Source organism: Acinetobacter sp. RF15B (assembly GCF_007558235.1).
GTDB lineage: Bacteria > Pseudomonadota > Gammaproteobacteria > Pseudomonadales > Moraxellaceae > Acinetobacter > Acinetobacter lwoffii_C.
The window spans coordinates 129,556-149,495 of sequence record NZ_VLSR01000004.1 but is presented as its reverse complement, the minus strand read 5'-3'; the positions used below and the strand labels follow the sequence as shown (position 1 = coordinate 149,495).

The following is a 19,940-nucleotide window of genomic DNA, read 5'->3' as shown; positions in this document are numbered from 1 at the left end:
GACAAGGATTCGGCGGGTGCAAGCACATCTGTTTTCTCGACAACCGCCATCTTTTCGCTCTTTTATCATTGCATTGGTCACCTGTCTGGTAGTGCTGTTCTTTGACTGGCGCATGCCACATGTGGTCCAACCTGCACGGGATGTCTTGTACGCGGCTTATAATCCGATTTATGCCGTGGCCAGCTATCCGGTACTATCGCGAGAATGGCTGAATCAACAAACCAAATCTGAAGCACAACTGCGTCGTGAAAATACCGCGATGCAGGCTGAGCTGTTGCAGGCCCAAGTCCGACTGCAAAAAATTGCCGAGCTTTCTGCCGAAAATACCCGTTTACGTGGTCTGCTGGATACACCGCTGATTATTGATGGACGCATGGAAATTGCCGAGGTGATTGGCACAGATGCCGACCCCCTGCGGCATATTATCGTGATCAACCGTGGTTCCAGAAATGACCTGAAAGTAGGGCAGACCGTATTGGATGATAAAGGCATCATGGGGCAGATTATCAGTGTCTATCCACATAGTAGCCGGGTAATGTTGCTGTCTGATAAAGAGCATTCGCTGTCCGTACGTCTGGAACGTACTGGCATGCGTGCGATTGTATCCGGTACGGGCGATCTGGGACGTTTAAAGATGGAATATGTACCGACCAGTGCCAACATCAAGGTTGGAGAAAAAGTATATAGCTCCGGGTTGGGCCAGCATTTTCCGGCCGGTTATCTGGTGGGGACGGTGGCTAAAGTCCAACGGCATAATTCAGGCGAGTTTGCCCAAATTGACATGATTCCGGCAGCGCAGCTTGCGGGCGGGCATCATGTGGTGGTGTTATTCTCCGACTCACTGGCGATGGAGCAGCCGCATGTCAATCGCTAAGATGAAATCAAGAACACAGCGTGATCCTTTTCTGGCAATTGTAATATCGGTAATCCTCGCTTCGATCTTGATGGTTTATCCCTTGTCCTATACCTTGTCGGGCTGGCGTCCGCTGTTTATGCTGATGGTGATGCTGTTCTGGGTATTGTGTCAGCCCACCTGGTGCGGGATCTGGTTTGCTTTTGCGACCGGTATTTTTGCGGACTTGTTGCTGGATGCTCCTTTGGGGCTTAATGCACTCAGTTTTATACTTATCGCTTTTCTGGCACGTTTCCTGACCCGTGAACGCCGTATTTTGACCTTTTCCAATTTGTGGATCATCACTGCAATTGCCATTGTGGCCCATCTGATGCTGATCTTTTTTGCCCAGATTTTAGCCAGCGTACAGTTTTCCTTTGCCCGGCACTGGATTCCAGTGCTGACCAGTATTCTGGTCTGGCCTGTCCTTTACTATATGTTGAAGAAATGGCGCATATAATTCTTGCTTCTAGCTCGCCGCGACGTCGCGAGTTGTTACAGCAACTTGGACTGAGCTTTGATATTTATAGTCCGGATATCGACGAATCTGTGCATGCAGGCGAGTCCGTCGCAGCCTATGTGGAACGTCTGGCACGGGCCAAGGCTGATGCCGTGGCGGAGCGTTTTCCAGAAGCAATTATCATCGCCGCAGATACCAGTTTAGGCGTCGATGATGAAATTTTGGGTAAACCCGCATCAAAACAGCATGCGATTGAAATGTGGACAAAAATCTCAGGTCGGTGGCATGATGTTTACACTGGGGTGTGTGTGCGTACAAAAGATGAAAAATACAGTATAGTTGTCAGAACCCAGGTTGAATTTCAGATACTGAGTGTCCAGGATATGGAAAGTTATTGGGCAAGCAGTGAGCCGGTAGGAAAAGCAGGTGCTTATGCAATTCAGGGCATTGCCGCACGCTATATTCCAGGCATTCAGGGCAGTTATTCCAATGTGGTGGGATTGCCCCTTTATGAAACAGTACAGTTATTACAGAGAGTTAAGGCACTAAATTAACTACTGATAAAAAAGAATTTTTATAATGTTTTGAGTGTTGTTATGTCTGACGAATTGTTGATTAACGTCACGCCAATGGAATGCCGCGTTGCGTTAATTGAAAACGGCACAGTCAATGAACTGTTTGTCGAGCGCACGGCCAAGCGTGGTCTGGTTGGAAATATTTATAAAGGCAAAGTGGTCCGGGTTCTGCCTGGCATGCAAGCCGCTTTTGTCGATATCGGCCTGTCTAGAACTGCCTTTTTGCACATTAATGACATGGTCTGGCCGCGCAATCAGCCTACACCAAATGTATTTGAGCTGCTGCAACCGGGACAAATTCTTACCGTTCAGGTTATGAAAGACATGTTGGGCACCAAAGGTGCGCGTCTTTCTACCGACCTTTCGATTCCTTCACGTTATCTGGTGCTGATGCCGTATGGCAATCATATCGGAGTATCCCAACGGATTGAATCTGAAGATGAGCGCAACCGTTTACGTTCTATCATTGAGCATATTCAGGGTGAATATAAGCTTCCGGGTTCAGTCATTGTACGCACGGCTGCCGAAGGGATTGAAGAGGCCGCTATTGCTCAGGATATGGCTTATCTGGCCAAGCTCTGGGAATATATTCAGCGTAAACAAAAAGTCATTGCAGTCCCTTCACTGATTTTTGAAGAACTCCCTTTACCTGAGCGGGTGATTCGTGATCTGGCAAATGAGAATACCGCCAAAATCTATATTGATTCACGTGAAATTCATAGCAAGTTGCAAGAGTTTGTCGAAGAATTCGTGCCGAGCATGAAGGATCGTTTGCTGCATTATCCAGGTGAACGTCCTATTTTTGACTTGTACAATGTTGAAGAGGATTTGCAAAAGGCCTTGCAGACCCGTGTCGCACTCAAATCTGGTGGCTATCTAATGATTGATCAGACTGAGGCCATGACTACGATTGACATCAATACCGGTTCTTATGTCGGTGGCCGTTCCCTGGAAGATACCGTATTCAAAACCAATATGGAGGCTACCCAGGTCATTGCACGTCAACTGCGCTTGCGTAATCTGGGTGGAATTATCATTATTGATTTCATTGATATGCAGGAAGCCCAGCATCGTGAAGAGGTTATGAAGCAGTTTGAGCGTATGCTGGAACGGGATTATGCCAAGACCAAAATTACCCAGGTGTCTGAATTGGGTCTGGTGGAAATGACCCGAAAGCGTACCCGGGAATCTTTAGAGCATTTATTATGTGAAGCATGTCCAACCTGCCAAGGGCGAGGTTATGTCAAAACAGCAGAGTCAGTGTGTTACGAAATATTTAGGGAAATTCTGCGTTATGCACGGGCATATGAGTCACAGAGTGGCTTTACTGTCGTTGCTCATCCTGCGGTGATTGATCGCTTGTTAACTGCAGAAGCACCAGCAGTCGCTGATCTTGAGCATTTTATTAATCGCGTGATTAAGTTCCAAGTGGAAAATTTATATACGCAAGAGCAATACGATATCATTCTGAGCTGAAATTGTAACAGAATATCGTTAAACACTTGTTACATCTGGAATTTTACAATTGGGTCGAGATTTACAATACTAGAAACATCAAATTAGCCAAAGCCATTTCTCCCCGTTCTAGGCTTAGCAAAAGGAGTATATGATGAGTATGAGTAAAGCGGTTGTAAATAAAAGCCTAAAACATGTACTAGAACCAAAAACTGTTCATGCTGGATATATTGTTGATGAGCGCGGTAATGAAGTTCAGATTACTGCTTCTATGATTCGTACGGTATGCCATCAGTTATTAAAACAGTGTCGTACTATTAAGGGTTAATTCAAGTTTAACGATTTTATTTTCTGTATAAAAATAATTCACTTGATGTAAATCAATAACTAAAGGGATCGATCAGATCCCTTTATTTGTCTTTGCGGGATTGGCAAAAGTGCTTAATGCCAAATTGTTGAGTTAATGTCTTTCTGTAGGGGAGGCAATTAAGCTACCGCTTGTAACTTCAGGGGGGATTAGCTCTCTATGAGTTGCTCAAAACGTTGAATTTCTTCTTCTAGATGAGTCAGCAGGTTTTGCATTTTCGGTAAGGCATTACGGCAGGCAGTGAGGCCGACTTCAAGTTTGTCCAGATAGCTGGTCATCGTGATATTCAGTGCCTGACCGTCCAATATAATCGAGGCAGGGTAGAGGGCTTCCAGACGCGCGCCATTCCAGTAAAGTGGCTCTTGCGGTCCTGGAACATTTGAAATGACCAGATTAAACGCCTGACGTTTAGGCATTAAACCCGATGCAATATTTAAACCGGCTGCACCATAAATAAATGCACTATAGTTTAAAATCTGATTGGCATTCATGCGTTTAAAACGTTCTTTGGCATTTAATACGCTGCGGCGTACAATGTCTAGACGCTCCAGTGGGTCATCTTTATGCGTACCGAGATTTGCCAGAATCATGGTAATCCGATTGGAAAGATCGGAGTCATCGCTGCGTACTGAAGCTGGTACCATGGCAATCAGAGGCTTTTTAGGTAGTGCATTCTGGCTGAGCAGATATTCACGTAAGGCGCCTGAGCAAATCGCCAGTACAATATCATTAATGGTCACCCCTAACGCTTTGGAAATGTGACGCAGGCGTGAAAATTCAAAAGATTGGGCGGCAAAACGGCGCGAGGAGCTGACCCGCTGGTTTAAAATAGAACAGGGAGCCTGAAAACTGGATACATAGTCGGGATTGCGTCCCATATCTTTCATTATGGTCTGAGACAGCTCGTAAGCGACCCGTGGAGTACATTCAAGCTGTCCTTTAATAGTCCGCAGGATATTTTTTAGCCGGCTCACCTTCGGGGTCATTAAACGTTTAGCCCGTGGGCCCTGTACACACCAGGGAGGTACAATACTTTTTGCATCCGGATCGTGGGACAGGGATTTTTCGACTAGACGCATTCCGGCAATGCCATCTACCATGGCATGATGTATTTTGAAATACATGGCAAAACGGTTATCTTCAATGCCTTCAATAATGTGACAAGTCCATAAAGGCTTGGCCCGATCAATCAGTGCGCTATGTTCCTGGGAAATATAGCTGAGTAATTCACGAATACGTCCAGGTTTAGGCAGAGCGATATGCCGAAAATGATGCTCAAGATCAAATTCTTCATCTTCGTCCCAAAATAGGCCGTTTAAGTAATTATTAAAAGGGGGAATCGGAGAAGATTTTGAATTACGAATATCGCTCACTAAGTCTTGAATAAAAGAGGCGGGTGCATGCTCAGGGATTTGAAACAGAAATAATCCGCCGACATGCATGGGTTGCTGGCGTTTTTCTAAAGTTAAAAAAATAAAATCAATCGGATGTAATGGACGCATAGCGTAGATTGCCTCACTGCATTTTCTTCAGCTGCTTTTGTGCAAGCAACCTTGTTAGAATTATTGGTATCGTAAGATAAAGTATAGCGATTTTGCCACATACATAAAAGGAGTACTTTTATGTAGCGGATAGGTTTACAAAAAAACCACCGACAAGGCGGTGGTTTTTACCAGATTATTTTTTTAAATTGTCGGCATGCAAACCGCATTCCTTATGAGTGGCTTCTTCCCACCACCAGCGACCTTCACGTTCATGCTGGTTTGGAAGTACAGGGCGGGTACATGGCTCACAGCCAATTGAAATAAAGCCTTTTTCATGTAGCGAATTATAAGGAATCTCCATCATGCGGATATAACTCCATATATCGGCGCTTGACCAGTTTGCTAGCGGATTATATTTGATCAGCTGTTTGCCGGGGCCAGAAAAGCCGAGATCCGCCTGTACCACTGGGATTTCCTGACGGGTGCCCGGACTCTGGTCTTTGCGCTGCCCGGTAATCCAGCCATCCAGCGTCGCCAGTTTTTTACGTAAAGGCTGAACCTTGCGAATCCCACAACATTCCTGATGACCATCTTGATAAAAACTAAACATACCCTTTGTTGTGGTCAGTTGTTGAACGGCTTCAGTTTCCGGAAAGCAGATTTCAATATCAATATGATAGTGTTTGCGAACCTGCTCAATAAACTGGTACGTTTCGGCATGTAGGCGGCCGGTATCGAGACTAAATACCCGGAACGGCTTGCCCAGATGTGAGGCCATATCAATCAGAACTACATCTTCTGCACCTGAAAAGGAAATCGCAATCTCGCCAGATTGATTTAGCGCAAGCGCCAAAATTTCACTCGGTGATTTATCTGCATATTCGGATGCCAGCGCATCCACCATATCAATAGTCGGGATTTTGGTCATAAGAGTCCTGGCAACATAGGCCTGGAAGTGACGCGGCCTATCAACTAATTTAATTTATAGGCATTTTAATAGACTTCACTTAAAGGACTTAGCACTAAAAAATAAATACTTATGAGGAAAATAGATTTTAAAAAGAGCAGTGCAAAATTTATTTCTTCAGCTATCATAAGACTGATTTTTTTAATACCGTTCAAAGGGGATAGTCATGGAAGTCGTATGTCTAGATTTAGAAGGCGTTCTGGTTCCAGAAATTTGGATTAACTTTGCAAAAAAAACCGGCATCAAGGAGCTTGAAGCAACGACACGCGATATTCCTGACTATGATGTACTTATGACTCAGCGTCTGAATATTCTTAAACAGCATGGTTTAGGTCTGGATGATATTCAGGCCGTGATTGCGGAGATGGGACCTTTTGAAGGGGCAAAAGAATTTGTAGAGTGGGTAAGTACACATTTCCAGCTGATTATTTTGTCAGATACCTTCTATGAATTTGCCCATCCTTTAATGAAGCAATTGGGCTGGCCAACTATTTTCTGTCATAAACTGGAAACAGATGGTAATGGCATGATCACAGACTATAAATTACGTCAGCCGGACCAAAAGCGTCAGGCTGTAAAAGCTCTGCATGGCCTGAACTTCCGTGTGATTGCAGCAGGTGATTCCTATAATGATACCACTATGCTAGGTGAAGCAGATCATGGTTTTCTGTTTGATGCACCTGAAAATGTGATTGCTGAGTTTCCACAGTTTCCGCCAATCAATGGTTATGATGCATTAAAAGAAGCGATTCGTAATGCGTCGGTACGTGATATTCCAGCTTAATTTTTTAGGTTAACAAGAAAGGGCGCTCATGGCGCCCTTTCTTGTTTAATCCTGATTTTTGTGATGTAAATTAGAAGCGATAACCAATTTTCATGCTGTAGCCGATTGCATCATTGTCTTCAAAATTAGCTGCATAGTTGTCTGTGCCAAAGTCTGATGCAACTTGTGATTTAGCATCCCCTAACCAGAAGTATTTAACTCCAGCTTGAATAAATGTTTGGGGAGTTGGGCTAAATTGACCACCCAAACCTAGGCTCCAATAGCCTTCAGTTGGTCCTAAAGTGGAGACAGGATTACCTGCGCCAGAGTCCCAACCCACCATCACTGTACCTGCCCATTGATCATTGAATTTACGGCCTACCCCCACGTTTGCAGAAATTTGATCTTTTTCATAAGCGATTAAGTCAAACCCACGTGGAGTACCAGCTACTGCTTGAGTTAACTGAGAGGATAATTGACCAAACTTGTAGGGACGAATTGCAAAACTCGACCAATCTACCCAACGTACTTGTGCAAAAGCAACAGTATTTTCCATGATGCCGGATTGAAGGTCTAAGTTTACAGACTGGGGTGTTGTAATTTGGGTATTGCCAGAGCTTGCATTGATGGCATTAATATTACTAGCCTGTAGTGGAGGGAAGCGGCCAGATACTAAAGTATTGGTGACATAGCCTAAAGTTTCGTCGATATTGATATCATGATCAATTTCAGAACGGTAAGTTACAGAAGCTTTAAGTGCAATTTCTGGAATTTGGAATGCTGCGCCTGCTAACCAGCCTACAGCAGAATCTTCGCCAACACTTGCATCATAACCTTTAAATGGTGTTTTATCTGGACCAGTTGCGAGACCTGAACACATAACTGGACAAAGCGCGCTGCCGTAGGGACCATAGGCTGCACCACGTAGTTTAATATTACCTTTAACGGTTTGGTACACTGGGCCTGCGTAGATATTCCAATTCTCATTAGGTTGGAATCCAAAAATCATTGATAGGTTTTGAGTGCTTACATCCACTTCAGTACCTTCACCGCCCGCAAAGAAAGCGCCTGACTCTTTTAGTGCTGATTGGCCTGTACCGATGTCAGAATAGTTGGCATCAGTAGTTGAATATTTAGCCTTTGCGCCAAAAGGCTGATCATAGATTAAGCCGAAAGAAAAATGATCAGTTAATTGAACTTTAAGCGCTGCATTATAAAACTGGTAGCTTTCAGCCATATCTGATAATTCAGTACCCCCTAAACCTTTGCCTTGAATAGGAGAGTTTGGCGGCATCCAACCTTCACGCATCTGACCGGATACATCTGCATCTAGTACAGAAACCCCTGCTTCAAAGTAGTTGCCTGGCTGAAGAAAGGCACTAATAGACTGGCCAGAACGGTCCAAGGCGGCTGCAAAAACTCCTGAGGTTGAGATGCAGCTTAATAGAATGGCACTGGTTAAAGTTTTTAACTTCATTTTTCTACTTTCCTAGTATAAAAAAACGCTTCAATGCGTTAATAACAATATGAGATATGTAATTTATTTTTTAATCATATCTATGTGCAAAACATAGCATAAAGAAAAAAAGAGTAAAGGTTCTAATTTGAATTTTTAATAAAATAAAGATGTTGCAAAATAAAGCCAAATAAAGTAAGAATTCTAATTATGTGCATATTTTTATTAATAAAATTGTTCTTTTGTGTCTGGTCTATATTGCTTTGGCTTATAGCTAGCGGGGGATTTTAAAGAACTAATAGCAAATAATTTAGATGAGTCATGCAATAATGTATGTGTAAATTTTAATGGATTAAGGGTATAAAAAAAGAGCTTCTAATGAAGCTCTTTTTAAAAGAGAGTTGGCTGGTATTTATACCTTGGGATTAGAAGCTGTAACCCATATTTAAACCATAAGCAATTGCATGGTTGTCTGAGAATGTGCCCGCGGGTGTATGTGCTCCCGTTACAGCATCAGCATCGCCTAACCAGAAATATTTTACGCCAGCGCCAATAAAGTAATTTGTAGCAGGGGAGAAGCGTACGCCAGTGCCGACACTCCAATAGCCGTCAGTTGGACCTAAGGTGGTCACAGGATTACCGGCGCCAGAATCCCAGCCTACCGATACATTTGCCGCCCAATGATCTGTAAACTTACGGCCCACACCTACTATTGCTGAGATCTGATCCTCTTTATAGTCAATCAGGTTAAATCCATTTGGCTTGGTTGGAACCATACCAGCTTGACCAAGTGTTTCACTAAGTTTTCCAAACTTGTATGGTTGCACTTTGAATTTTGACCAATCCACCCAACGTACATTAGCAAATGCAATAGTGTTTTGCATAATACCTGTTTGGAAGTCAATATTTACAGACTGTGGAGTGGTTAGTGCAGTTTCACCTTTAGCAGAGTCTAGAGCAATCATTGCGTTATCTAAAACTGTGTTTCCAGTCATCCCTGCGGCATTAAAACGCTCAGAGGCATTCATTTTATGCTCGATTTCAGCACGGTAAGTTACCGATGCTTTAAGTGCTATTTCTGGAATTTGATAGGCAACACCTGCTAACCAACCTACAGATTCATCCTCACCTGTTCTAAAATCATATCCATTAAATGCTGAATAAGTTTCACCACGTAAAAGAACAGTACCATCTACTGTTTGATATACAGCACCTGCATAGAGATTCCAGTTTTCGTTCGGTTGATATCCAAAAAGTAAATTTAAGTTTTGAGTATCGACAGTAACAGATGTGCCGCCTTGAAATGGAACTGGCCGGTTTTCTACAAATCTGTTGTTACCAGAATATTCTGCATCTGCACCGAAAGGTTGATCATAAATAAGACCAACAGAGAAATGATCTGTGGCTTGAATTTTTAGAGCAGCGTTAGGGAAGTAGTAGTCACCTGCCATGTCACCTGTTTTGTTGCCACTTGTATCCTTTCCTTTTACTTCAGGGTCAAGGATTGAAATACCTGCTTCTGCATAATTACCCGGCTGTAAAAATGCAGAAATGGACTGACCTGAACGATCTAAACCGGCAGCGAATACAACAGAAGTAGGGAGTGTGGACAGGAGAATCGCGATAGAAATTGGCTTAAGCTTCATGGCTCATCCTTGACAGAGTTACATTAAAATTATTAAAAGTTGTGGAAAAGTAACACAATTTTAAAAAGAGTAAATACTCAGCTTTGTCGAAGAAGTGAACTATAGCGGTTAAGGAAAATGCTTGTCTAGAGTATTTATACTAGATTTTTTTGCTTAAATATATGAAAAATATAAATTTAATATAGGGTCGATCAAAGGCAGAATAATGTAAAAGTACTAATTTTTTATGAGTTTTAATTGTAGTAAAAACCAGCAACTGAGATAGAGATGTAGGCAATCAAGCTTAACCAATAAAAGACCATTCGAAAATGGTCTTTTATTATGTTGTCTAGATTACATTAGAAGCGATAGCCTATTTTTAAACCGTAGCCCCAAGCATCGTTATCTTCAAACTCGGCAATTGCATTATTTGTTCCAAACATAGAAGCAGGTTGAGCATCTGCATCGCCTAACATGAAGTATTTAACACCACCAGCGATAAAATAATTTGGAGCTGGAGAATATTGCAGACCTAAACCAACGTTCCAATAACCCTCAGTTGGACCAAGCGTTGAAACTGGGTTACCTGCACCAGAATCCCAGCCAACTGAGGCATTACCGGCCCATTGTTCATTGAATTTACGACCTACACCTACAGTCGCTGACCATTGGTCATCTGTATAAGCAACTAAGTCAAAGCCATTAGGATTATCAGGAGTTTGTCCGGCAGCACCTAAAATACGGCCTACTTGATCAAATTTTTCTGGACGGATAGAAAAGTCTTCCCAATTGACCCAGCGTATGTTTGCAAAAGCCACTGTATCTGCCATGATCCCAGTTTGGAAATCCAGATTCACAGATTGCGGAGTTGTAATTTTGGTCGTTGTATTAACATCATATAAAGCAGCTGCTGGATTTTGTGTTACAACAGCAAGGATATTACTTTGACCATATTCACGTGTCGCAGCTTCATGATCAATCTCTGAGCGATAGGTTAGAGATGCCTTTAACGCAATTTCTGGAATTTGGTAGGCGACACCCGCTAACCAGCCAACAGCAGAATCTTCTTTCATGGTTGCGTTATATTTACCTAAACCGTTAGCAGAACCATAAGCAGCTCCACGAAGTTGTACGTCACCTTCCACAGTTTGATAAACGGCGCCACCATAAATATTGATATTTTCAATTGGCTGGAAACCTAGAATGAAAGATAAACTTTGTGTAGTTACATCTACTTCAGTGCTTTCGCCATTAAGATGGAATAATCCAGTACCTGCTGCAACTAACGGATCAGAGTTTGAATAAGCCGCATCTGCCCCAAATGGCTGGTCATATAAAATACCTACAGAGAACTTTTCGGTTGGCTGGAATTTAATGGCAGCACTTGGAAAATAGTAATCCCCTGCCATATCAGATAATGTTCCGCCCCCAGAAGCTGCTTTTGCTTTACCAGAAACATTTGGGTCTAGAACTGAAATTCCTGCCTCAAAGTAATTCCCTGGTTGCAGGAAGGCTGCAATAGATTGACCTGAACGATCTAGGGCTGCTGCAAATGCCCCAGTCATTGGTACAGTCGCGAGAATCATTGCAGTCGTTAATGTTTTTAATTTCATTTATGTCTTTCCTTGAGGTACAAATTTATAGCTAGCGTTGTTGTTTGCACTTGTTGAATTTGTGGAGACTTTAGGGGGATGAACCGCAATCATTTGTTACTCCATGTGACAAAAATAGCACAATTAAAATAAGAGTAAATGCTCTAGAAAAAACTAATTGGTTCAAAAAAGCATCAAAATAGAGTTTTTACACCAAAATATAAGAGTTGGTTAGGTTAAGTTATTGATAGTAAAAGGCATAAAATAATGAGAAGAAAATGTTTTTTTGTTTAAAAAATATTCTAAAAGGATGCAATTTCATGTTTTTTTATGCGGAATAAATCACATTTTTATTCTTGGTGCGCCCTGCGGGACTCGAACCCACGCCGGTCGCTTAGGAGGCAACTGCTCTATCCAGTTAAGCTAAGGGCGCAAACAGAAGTTTATTTTACTGCAAAATGCATAAAAAAAGTTACTGCTGGAGCAGTAACTTTTTAAATATACAAAATAAATCAGCGTATCAAGTATTTTTTGGCTTAAGCAATTTAAATACACACAGCATGGTAATGATCCAGATTGGAATCATCAGTACAGATTCCTTGAAGCCCTGTGTCCACATGATATACAAGATCATAGCAATAAAGCTTAAGACCAGGAGATTGCCTGCAGGTGACCAAAGCGCAGGGAAACTGGTTTTTTGTCCTGATTTCTTCATGCTCTGTAAAAACTTGAGATGGGTGAGGGAAATCATGGCCCAGTTTAAGACCAGCGCACCGACGACAATATAAATCAGATGGCTCAGTGCATTTTCAGGAACAAGGTAATTAAGCAAGACACAACCAAAGATCAGTAGCGCAGAGAAAAGCACTGCAGGAACCGGAACTCCCTGTTTATTGACTGTTTTGAACACTTTAGGGGCATTCCCTTGATGTGCCAGGCCGTACAGCATACGGCTATTTGCATACATTCCACTGTTATAGACAGAAAGCGCAGCAGTCAAAATAATAAAGTTAAGCAGATGAGCAGCCCAGCCAATACCAAGCTGGCTAAAAATCATGACGAATGGACTTTTATCCAGGCCACCAAGTTCAAGCTGGTTCCAAGGTACCAGAGACAAGAGAATGGTCAAAGCACCCACATAGAAGATCAGAATACGGAAAACCACCTGATTAATCGCTTTAGGAATGGTTTTTTCCGGATCATCAGCTTCTGCTGCTGCCATACCAATCAGCTCAATCCCGCCAAAAGCGAACATCAGAAATGCAAGCATATAGAACAAGCCTTCAAAGCCGTTCGGGAAGAAGCCGCCTGCAGTCCAAAGGTTACTAAAAGATGCTGTTGAGGAGGCATCTGCTGTTAAAATCAGATAGAGGCCAAAGACAATCATCGAAACGACCGCAGTCACTTTAATAATTGACAGCCAGAATTCTGATTCACCATAGAATTTTACATTGCCGAGGTTGACCAGGGTAATCACAATAAAGAAAAACAGAACTGATGCCCAGGCAGGGATATGTGGCCACCAGTAGTTAATATATTTTGCGACAGCAGTCAGTTCGGTCATGGCAACCAGGATATACAAAATCCAGTAGTTCCAGCCTGCAAGAAAACCCGGGAATTTCCCCCAATATGTATAAGCAAAATGGCTAAATGAACCGGCAACCGGTTCATGAACAATCATTTCACCTAATTGGCGCATGATTAAGAATGCGATTAATCCACCAATGGCATAGCCTAAAATAATAGAAGGGCCAGCTGATTGGATCACCTGTGCGGAACCTAAGAATAAGCCTGTGCCAATTGCACCGCCCATGGCGATCAACTGAATATGACGGTTCTTTAAGCCACGCTGAAGTTGTGAAGACTCGTTATTCAAAGTTTTCAGCCCGACAATGGAAAATAATAAGTCGCTGATTGTAATAGATCAAAGATAAGAAGCCTAGTGCATCATAAAAATCAATGATGGCTATAAAAACAATAATGATTATTTATGGTGGTAAATTAAATATAATATCAATTAATCAATGGCTTATTTTTATTGACACAATAATTGACGGATTTTTACTTTTTGCCGGCGAATAGGCTGCAAACCAGATGTGACACCTGAGCAATGGGATAAAAACTCAGATATGCTGGAATATTTGAATTTTTAATTTGTAATTTGAAAGTTTTCAATGTCCTCATATCTGTAACTTTTCAAGAAAAAAAGACAGAGTTTATTCTGCTTGAAATAGTAAAAATGAATCCGCCCGCAAGTACAGAAACTTATTTTTAGACCACTTGAGCCGATTTAAAGAACGATAAACGAAAATAGAGAAGGGGGATAGGGCTGTTTTCTTGATTGTACTTGTGCCTTGAATCTGTCGTATAGACAGAAGACCAACACGCACTCATTAAAAAAGAGGCCATAGCGCCTCTCAATTTTTTAGTTTCTATTCATCCGGATAAGCGACTCTCTTTAAGGCTTTAATATCGGCATCGGGCGAGCAGAGTGAAATAAACTCATAACCATATCCCCGCAACAGATGACCTTTACGAACAGCGATCCAGGTGGTATTTAAGCCAAAAATCTCAGTTTTAATCTGTTTTAGGCGATAATCCCGTTCTGAATCATAAGCCACATCATTGACGATTCCCACGCCCATATTCAGCTCCACATAGGTCTTGATCACGTCGGCATCAAGTGCAGACATTACAATATTGACATCAACACCTGCATCTTCAAACGCTTTGTCAATTTTAGAACGGCCAGTAAAACCACCATGATAGGTAATAATTGGGTAGCTGGCTAAGTCCTCAATCTGAATATGCTCTATAGCTGTTAATGGGTGATTTTGCGGGGTAATAATGCTGTGCTGCCAGGTATAGTAGGGAACGCTCACCAGATTATCTTCAGTTGTAAGCGCTTCGGTGGCAATTCCGATATCAGCCTCACCTTGCAGCAGCATTTCAGTAATTTCGACTGGACTGGCTTGCTGTAAAATCAGATGGACTTTAGGAAACTCTTTTTTAAACTGGTTTACGATGGGCGGCAGGATATAACGTGCCTGCGTATGGGTCGTGGCAATCGTGAGTGTGCCTTCATCGACTTTGTTAAAGTCATCCGCCAGACGTTTGATATTATCCGCATCGACTAGCATACGTTCGACAATGCCCAATAGAGCCTGACCCGGTTCAGTCAGACCAAGTAAGCGTTTGCCTTTGCGAATAAAAAGCTGTACCCCCAGCTCATCTTCCAGATCTTTAATGTGTTTGCTTACTCCAGATTGTGAAGTATAAAGTGCTGCTGAAGCTTCAGTTAAGTTAAATTTCTGTCTAACCGTTTCCCGGATAATTCTTAATTGTTGGAAATTCATGATGATATACTCTATAAGAGGATGGGGCATATTATCGCCCCACCTTTGGTCTTAAGCGACCTGATTTTCAAACAAATGCAGGTTTAATGCACTTAACCAAACGGTCTGATTCGGTCTGAACTGATGTGCTCTGGCTTCTTCTGGGGTCAAAGAAATTTCAATCAGGTTGTCTTGACGATCACTGAGCTCAGCAATTACTTTGCCAGCAATCCAGACCTCACGCAAGAAGGTCGCCTGAATGGCATTGTCCTGCGGCTGCGCGTGTATACGCAGTTCATCGGGGCGTGCAAAAACAATGACATTGCCTTGGGCTGACTGTTTGGCGGCATCAAACTGGATGCGGTCCTCACCCAGTTGTAAAATACCGCCATGATTTTTTCCTTCAAAGCGGTTGGCCTGTCCCAGAAAGTCAAATACAAAGGGGGTGGCTGGAGTTTCATAGACTTCACGCGGTGAACCAATTTGCTCGACATTACCTTTGTTCATTACAATAATTTGGTCTGCTACCTCAAGCGCTTCTTCCTGGTCATGAGTCACGAAAATAGAGGTGATATGCAGTTCATCATGCAGGGTGCGTAGCCAGCGGCGCAGTTCTTTACGCACTTTGGCATCCAGCGCACCAAAGGGTTCATCCAGTAACAGGACACGTGGCTCAACCGCTAAAGCACGTGCCAAAGCAATACGTTGACGTTGGCCGCCAGAGAGCTGTGCCGGATAACGGTCAGCCAGAAAACCTAACTGAACCAGATCCAGCAAACGGGTGACACGTTTTTTAATTTCTGCTTCGGAAGGGCGAGTCGAACGTGGACGTACACGCAGACCGAAAGCGACGTTGTCAAAAACCGTCATATGGCGGAATAGGGCATAGTGTTGAAATACAAAGCCCACTTCACGTTCACGCACATGTACCCGGGTTGCATCTTGGCCTTCTAAAATAACCTGACCGCCATCGGCTGATTCCAGACCGGCAATAATCCGCAGCAGGGTGGTTTTACCACAGCCCGATGGACCCAGGAGTGCAACGAGCTGACCATCTGGAAAATCGAGGGAGATATTTTTCAGTGCATGAAATGCACCAAAGTGTTTTTCAATATTTTTAACTTGAATACTCATGTGGGCATTCCTTAAGAAACTGTTGAATCTTCATTACGTTTGCTTTGTCGTTCCTGACGCAGCTCCACCCAGGTTTTTAAAATCAGGGTGATAATCGCGAGGAAAGCCAGCAGTGAGGACACAGCAAACGCAGCACTAAAGGTATATTCGTTATAGAGAATTTCGACATGCAGCGGCAAGGTATTGGTTTCACCGCGAATATGACCGGAGACGACCGATACAGCGCCAAACTCACCCATTGCACGGGCATTACACAGAATCACGCCGTAGATCAGCCCCCATTTGATATTAGGCAGGGTGACTTTCCAGAAAGTCTGCCAGCCCGATGCACCCAATACAATCGCTGCTTCTTCTTCTTCAGTCCCTTGTGCTTCCATTAGCGGAATCAGCTCACGTGCCACAAAAGGTACAGTAATAAAGATTGTGGCCAAGACAATGGCAGGTACGGCATATAAAACTTTAATGTCATGATCCATCAACCAGCCGCCGAACCAGCCTTGACTGCCAAAAATTAGGACCAGCATCAAACCTGCAATCACCGGCGATACAGAGAACGGCATGTCAATGATGGTGGTTAATATCGATTTGCCACGGAAGTTAAATTTCGCCACAGTCCAGGCTGCCGCTACACCAAAAACCACATTCATAGGCACTGCAATTGCGGCAGTCAGTAAGGTCAGCTTCACGGCAGACAGGGTATCTGGATGTACCAGAGCTTGGGCATACACTCCGACCCCTTGTTTAAATGCTTCTACAAAGACTAAAACCAGAGGAAGAATCAGGCAGCTCAGGAAGAAAATCATGGCAATCGTGATCAGGGTATAGCGCACCCAGGTCGGCTCTCGAGTCGCATCGCGTGATTGTAGTTTTTCAGCCAGCGCATTGCTGTTGGTATTTAAACTCATCGCGCAGTTCTCCCGGTACGACGGCTGGCCCAGGCTTGGACTAAGTTAATCAGGAACAAGATCACAAAAGACAATACCAGCATGACCACCGCAATGGTGGTGGCACCGGCATAATCATATTCTTCCAGACGGGAGATGATCATTAAGGGCGCAATTTCCGTTTCAAAAGGCTGGTTACCCGCAATAAAGATGACCGAACCATATTCCCCGACACCGCGAGCGAATGCTAAGGCAAAACCGGTAATTAACGCTGGCAATAAAATCGGGAAGATGATTTTAGTAACAATCTGCAAACGGTTGGCACCCAGCGCAGATGCCGCTTCTTCCAGCTCGGTTTCCAGATCGCTCAGAACCGGCTGAACCGTACGCACCACAAAAGGCAAACCGATAAAGATTAAAGCCAGGGTAATACCAATTGGTGTATAGGCCACCTGAATTCCAAGTGGCTCAAGATACTGGCCAATCCAGCCGGTCGGTGCATACAAAGAAGTTAGGGCAATACCCGCCACTGCAGTTGGCAGGGCAAAAGGTAAATCGACCAGAGCATCTATAATGCGTTTACCCGGGAAGCTGTAACGTACCAGACACCATGCCAGTAACAGACCGAAAACCACATTGACCAGTGCTGCAATAATGGCGGCACTAAAGCTTAGCTGTAATGATTTTAAAATACGTTCAGAGCTCAGGATGTCCCATAAGCCATCCCAGCCAATGCCCAGTGATTTAATAAAAACGGCAGAAAGCGGAATCAGAACGATTAATGATAAATACGCTAGGGTAAAGCCTAGAGAAAGACCAAATCCTGGCAGCACTCGGGATCGCTGCGACATGATTACTCCTCAAAAGAGAGAATGCTGGTGGAAGCTGACCAGCGAAAATTAGAAAACAAATTTGGCACAAGCATAGTTAGCAGCATCTAAAATGCAAATTTAAATAAATACTTGCAGTCATCAGTTTTACTGATATGTGGCATAGTCTTTTCTGAAATTAAGTATTGTTCAATTTCAGGAAAAGGCCCAAAACCGGAAGAGACATTGACATGGCCGACCTGACCTAAATTAATCGGTTTGATGTTCCAGGCTTTGGCAAGTTGCAAGGCATCTGCAAAATTCAGCCAGGGATCATTTTCACTGATCAATAAGCGAGTCGGCACCTGAATCTTGAGTTGCTGAAAATAGGCGCGGTAATCCGTCAGGCTGTCATCTGCAAACCCATTTTCCCCAAAACGTGCCGGATTGGCAGGTGCAACCAGCACCAGATTTTTAATTTTGGCCTTCAGTTCCGGATACCGGGCAAGGGTCGCCAGACTGGTCAGACAGCCAAAGCTATGCGCTACAATCTGCACATCATCTGGAATGGCTTGAAGGGTTTTGACACACTCGGCCACCCATTCATTCAGGACAGGATGATGCCAGTTTTTTTGCTGTACCCGGGAGCAGCGCATCAGACGATGTTGTAACCATGTCTGCCAGTGGCAGTATTCACTCCCACCCACACCTGGAACAATAAGCGTATGTGTCATATCGATGCTCCTTAAAAGTAATGAGTTGTTATTTCGCTTGATTGGCTTTGACGATCTGGTCGAAAATTCCGCCATTTTCAAAATGGGTCTGTTGCACCTTAGTCCAGCCGCCAAATTCCTGCTCAATCGTCACCAGTTTTAGTGGCTTAAAAGTCTGCTGGTATTTTTTAAGTACTGCCTTATTGCGCGGACGGTAATAGTTTTTTGCTGCAACTTCCTGACCTAATGGGGAATAGAGGAAATTCAAATAACCTTTGGCCAGGTAGCTATTGCCTTTTGCCTGGGCATTTTTCTCGACAATGGCAACCGGTGGTTCAGCCAGAATTGAAAGAGAGGGCGTCACAATTTCAAACTTGCCGGGCTGTTCACGCAGGGCTAAATGTGCTTCATTTTCCCAAGTTAGCAAGACATCTCCGATACCGCGTTCAGCAAAAGTCGTGGTTGCACCACGTGCACCTGAATCCAGAACTTTGGTCTGCTTATATATTTGACGCACAAAATCGCGGGCTTTGGCATCATTGCCACCTTTCTGGTGTTTGGCCCAAGCCCAGGCAGCAAGATAGTTCCAGCGTGCGCCGCCGGAAGTTTTTGGGTTTGGCGTAATAATGGCCACGCCGGGTTTAACCAGATCATCCCAGTCCTGAATCCCTTTGGGATTGGCTTTACGAACCAGAAAGACAATTGTTGAGGTATATGGGGTTGAGTTGTGCGGTAATTTTTTCTGCCAGTCTGTGGGTAGCAGCTGGGCTTTCTTTGCCAGCACATCAATATCGGCTGCCAGTGCGAGAGTAACAACATCTGCCTCTAAGCCATCCAGCACAGCACGTGACTGTTTGCCTGAACCGCCATGCGACTGTTTAAAATTAATTTTCTGACCGGTACGGCTTTCCCAGTATTTGCTGAAATTTTTATTGATCTCTTCATACAGTTCCCGGGTCGGGTCATAAGAAACGTTAAGAAAATCCTGTGCTATCGCACCAAAAGAGCTTGCCGAAATCGCTATAGCTAAAACCCCAAGTTTTAATGTCTGTACAATGCTCATCTGCATCCCCGCTCTTTTCTATGTCTTTTAACTTAAGCGCAGCATAATCCTATTAGCTATGCATAAAAAATAACTAAAAATGAATTCAATATGAAAAAAAGAGATAATAAGCACTTAAGTACTGGTCATGAGTCTATGCTTATAAAAAAGAGCCTGACTGAGTGACCAGATGAGTCAGGCTTTTGTGTGATTGCTTGTGATCCTCTCATCCAAGGCCCGATAGTGGTCTAATTGCTATTTTTGTCCCTGAGTTTAGGCATTATTTTTTCTGAAGGATGGGCGCTTTTAATGACTTGAGTGTAGGACTGTCTTGCTTCGATACCTTGGTATTGCGAAGAGCAATGCTTGATCAGAACCAGTATCCGA

Annotated in this window: 18 protein-coding genes and 1 tRNA gene; 6 read left to right on the top strand and 13 right to left on the bottom strand. The window is 43.4% G+C overall.

The features are described 5' to 3' along the window. Positions 1 to 16 precede the first annotated feature (16 nt). The 5 genes from mreC (at position 17) to E2K74_RS14685 (ending at position 3,710) form a co-directional block, all read left to right on the top strand. Positions 17 to 874: a rod shape-determining protein MreC gene (gene mreC, locus E2K74_RS04435; RefSeq protein ID WP_151203039.1), complete on the top strand. Its 858-nt coding sequence runs from the start codon at positions 17 to 19 to the stop codon at positions 872 to 874. Beyond that, on the top strand, positions 861 to 1,352 hold the full coding sequence (gene mreD, locus E2K74_RS04430) for a rod shape-determining protein MreD (RefSeq protein ID WP_151206474.1): 492 nt from the start codon (positions 861 to 863) through the stop codon (positions 1,350 to 1,352). The genes mreC and mreD overlap by 14 nt, the downstream gene beginning before the upstream one ends. Then, complete coding sequence (locus E2K74_RS04425; protein ID WP_151206472.1) at positions 1,340 to 1,906, top strand: Maf-like protein; 567 nt, start codon at positions 1,340 to 1,342, stop codon at positions 1,904 to 1,906. Before mreD ends, E2K74_RS04425 begins: the two co-directional genes overlap by 13 nt. A gap of 42 nt (positions 1,907 to 1,948) precedes the next feature. Then, on the top strand, positions 1,949 to 3,403 hold the full coding sequence (gene rng / locus E2K74_RS04420; protein ID WP_151203036.1) for a ribonuclease G: 1,455 nt from the start codon (positions 1,949 to 1,951) through the stop codon (positions 3,401 to 3,403). 133 nt (positions 3,404 to 3,536) lie between these two features. Next, on the top strand, positions 3,537 to 3,710 hold the full coding sequence (locus E2K74_RS14685; RefSeq protein WP_162850565.1) for a PA1571 family protein: 174 nt from the start codon (positions 3,537 to 3,539) through the stop codon (positions 3,708 to 3,710). Positions 3,711 to 3,898: 188 nt separating this feature from the next. Here E2K74_RS14685 and E2K74_RS04415 read toward each other — a convergent pair whose 3' ends face one another. Both E2K74_RS04415 and E2K74_RS04410 read right to left on the bottom strand, forming a co-directional pair. Then, positions 3,899 to 5,251 (bottom strand): WS/DGAT/MGAT family O-acyltransferase, encoded by a 1,353-nt coding sequence (locus tag E2K74_RS04415; RefSeq protein WP_151206470.1) that lies wholly within the window; start codon positions 5,249 to 5,251, stop codon positions 3,899 to 3,901. Between the two features lie 175 nt (positions 5,252 to 5,426). After that, positions 5,427 to 6,161, bottom strand: a complete 735-nt coding sequence (locus tag E2K74_RS04410) for a phosphoadenylyl-sulfate reductase (RefSeq protein ID WP_151206468.1) — start codon at positions 6,159 to 6,161, stop codon at positions 5,427 to 5,429. A gap of 205 nt (positions 6,162 to 6,366) precedes the next feature. Here E2K74_RS04410 and thrH point away from each other — a divergent pair, with 205 nt between their 5' ends. Continuing rightward, positions 6,367 to 6,984: a bifunctional phosphoserine phosphatase/homoserine phosphotransferase ThrH gene (gene thrH / locus E2K74_RS04405; protein WP_151203033.1), complete on the top strand. Its 618-nt coding sequence runs from the start codon at positions 6,367 to 6,369 to the stop codon at positions 6,982 to 6,984. Positions 6,985 to 7,054: 70 nt separating this feature from the next. Here thrH and E2K74_RS04400 read toward each other — a convergent pair whose 3' ends face one another. From E2K74_RS04400 to E2K74_RS04350, 11 genes are all read right to left on the bottom strand, one after another. After that, entirely contained in the window at positions 7,055 to 8,440 is a 1,386-nt protein-coding gene (locus E2K74_RS04400) for an OmpP1/FadL family transporter (protein ID WP_151206466.1), read from the bottom strand. Between the two features lie 404 nt (positions 8,441 to 8,844). Beyond that, positions 8,845 to 10,065, bottom strand: coding sequence for an OmpP1/FadL family transporter (locus tag E2K74_RS04395; protein WP_151206464.1), 1,221 nt, complete (start codon positions 10,063 to 10,065; stop codon positions 8,845 to 8,847). A gap of 338 nt (positions 10,066 to 10,403) precedes the next feature. After that, positions 10,404 to 11,657 carry an OmpP1/FadL family transporter gene (locus E2K74_RS04390; RefSeq protein WP_151206463.1) on the bottom strand — a complete coding sequence of 418 codons (1,254 nt, stop codon included), beginning with the start codon at positions 11,655 to 11,657 and terminating at the stop codon, positions 10,404 to 10,406. A gap of 336 nt (positions 11,658 to 11,993) precedes the next feature. Next, positions 11,994 to 12,069: transfer RNA gene (locus E2K74_RS04385), tRNA-Arg, on the bottom strand. Between the two features lie 87 nt (positions 12,070 to 12,156). Then, the gene (locus E2K74_RS04380) at positions 12,157 to 13,512 is read right to left on the bottom strand and encodes an amino acid permease (protein WP_151206462.1); all 1,356 of its coding nucleotides are present in this window, start codon (positions 13,510 to 13,512) and stop codon (positions 12,157 to 12,159) included. A gap of 556 nt (positions 13,513 to 14,068) precedes the next feature. After that, a complete protein-coding gene (locus E2K74_RS04375) occupies positions 14,069 to 14,992 on the bottom strand; it encodes a CysB family HTH-type transcriptional regulator (RefSeq protein ID WP_151203028.1) in 924 nt (307 codons plus the stop codon). Between the two features lie 51 nt (positions 14,993 to 15,043). Then, positions 15,044 to 16,105 (bottom strand): sulfate/molybdate ABC transporter ATP-binding protein, encoded by a 1,062-nt coding sequence (locus E2K74_RS04370; RefSeq protein WP_151206461.1) that lies wholly within the window; start codon positions 16,103 to 16,105, stop codon positions 15,044 to 15,046. Positions 16,106 to 16,116: 11 nt separating this feature from the next. Beyond that, positions 16,117 to 17,010: a sulfate ABC transporter permease subunit CysW gene (cysW, locus tag E2K74_RS04365; protein ID WP_151206460.1), complete on the bottom strand. Its 894-nt coding sequence runs from the start codon at positions 17,008 to 17,010 to the stop codon at positions 16,117 to 16,119. Further along, complete coding sequence (gene cysT / locus E2K74_RS04360) at positions 17,007 to 17,840, bottom strand: sulfate ABC transporter permease subunit CysT (RefSeq protein ID WP_151206459.1); 834 nt, start codon at positions 17,838 to 17,840, stop codon at positions 17,007 to 17,009. Before cysT ends, cysW begins: the two co-directional genes overlap by 4 nt. A gap of 86 nt (positions 17,841 to 17,926) precedes the next feature. After that, positions 17,927 to 18,532, bottom strand: coding sequence for an alpha/beta hydrolase (locus tag E2K74_RS04355; RefSeq protein WP_151206458.1), 606 nt, complete (start codon positions 18,530 to 18,532; stop codon positions 17,927 to 17,929). Positions 18,533 to 18,560: 28 nt separating this feature from the next. Beyond that, the gene (locus tag E2K74_RS04350) at positions 18,561 to 19,574 is read right to left on the bottom strand and encodes a sulfate ABC transporter substrate-binding protein (protein WP_151206457.1); all 1,014 of its coding nucleotides are present in this window, start codon (positions 19,572 to 19,574) and stop codon (positions 18,561 to 18,563) included. Positions 19,575 to 19,940: the final 366 nt, after the last annotated feature.

What these genes read in the sequence shown, in the direction of transcription:
- mreD (WP_151206474.1), top strand. Translation starts at nt 861, where the DNA reads ATGTCAATCGCTAAGATGAAATCAAGAACACAGCGTGATCCTTTTCTG.
- E2K74_RS04425 (WP_151206472.1), top strand. Translation starts at nt 1,340, where the DNA reads ATGGCGCATATAATTCTTGCTTCTAGCTCGCCGCGACGTCGCGAGTTG.
- rng (WP_151203036.1), top strand. Translation starts at nt 1,949, where the DNA reads ATGTCTGACGAATTGTTGATTAACGTCACGCCAATGGAATGCCGCGTT.
- E2K74_RS14685 (WP_162850565.1), top strand. Translation starts at nt 3,537, where the DNA reads ATGAGTATGAGTAAAGCGGTTGTAAATAAAAGCCTAAAACATGTACTA.
- E2K74_RS04415 (WP_151206470.1), bottom strand. Translation starts at nt 5,251, where the DNA reads ATGCGTCCATTACATCCGATTGATTTTATTTTTTTAACTTTAGAAAAA.
- E2K74_RS04410 (WP_151206468.1), bottom strand. Translation starts at nt 6,161, where the DNA reads ATGACCAAAATCCCGACTATTGATATGGTGGATGCGCTGGCATCCGAA.
- thrH (WP_151203033.1), top strand. Translation starts at nt 6,367, where the DNA reads ATGGAAGTCGTATGTCTAGATTTAGAAGGCGTTCTGGTTCCAGAAATT.
- E2K74_RS04400 (WP_151206466.1), bottom strand. Translation starts at nt 8,440, where the DNA reads ATGAAGTTAAAAACTTTAACCAGTGCCATTCTATTAAGCTGCATCTCA.
- E2K74_RS04395 (WP_151206464.1), bottom strand. Translation starts at nt 10,065, where the DNA reads ATGAAGCTTAAGCCAATTTCTATCGCGATTCTCCTGTCCACACTCCCT.
- E2K74_RS04390 (WP_151206463.1), bottom strand. Translation starts at nt 11,657, where the DNA reads ATGAAATTAAAAACATTAACGACTGCAATGATTCTCGCGACTGTACCA.
- E2K74_RS04375 (WP_151203028.1), bottom strand. Translation starts at nt 14,992, where the DNA reads ATGAATTTCCAACAATTAAGAATTATCCGGGAAACGGTTAGACAGAAA.
- E2K74_RS04370 (WP_151206461.1), bottom strand. Translation starts at nt 16,105, where the DNA reads ATGAGTATTCAAGTTAAAAATATTGAAAAACACTTTGGTGCATTTCAT.
- cysW (WP_151206460.1), bottom strand. Translation starts at nt 17,010, where the DNA reads ATGAGTTTAAATACCAACAGCAATGCGCTGGCTGAAAAACTACAATCA.
- cysT (WP_151206459.1), bottom strand. Translation starts at nt 17,840, where the DNA reads ATGTCGCAGCGATCCCGAGTGCTGCCAGGATTTGGTCTTTCTCTAGGC.
- E2K74_RS04355 (WP_151206458.1), bottom strand. Translation starts at nt 18,532, where the DNA reads ATGACACATACGCTTATTGTTCCAGGTGTGGGTGGGAGTGAATACTGC.
- E2K74_RS04350 (WP_151206457.1), bottom strand. Translation starts at nt 19,574, where the DNA reads ATGAGCATTGTACAGACATTAAAACTTGGGGTTTTAGCTATAGCGATT.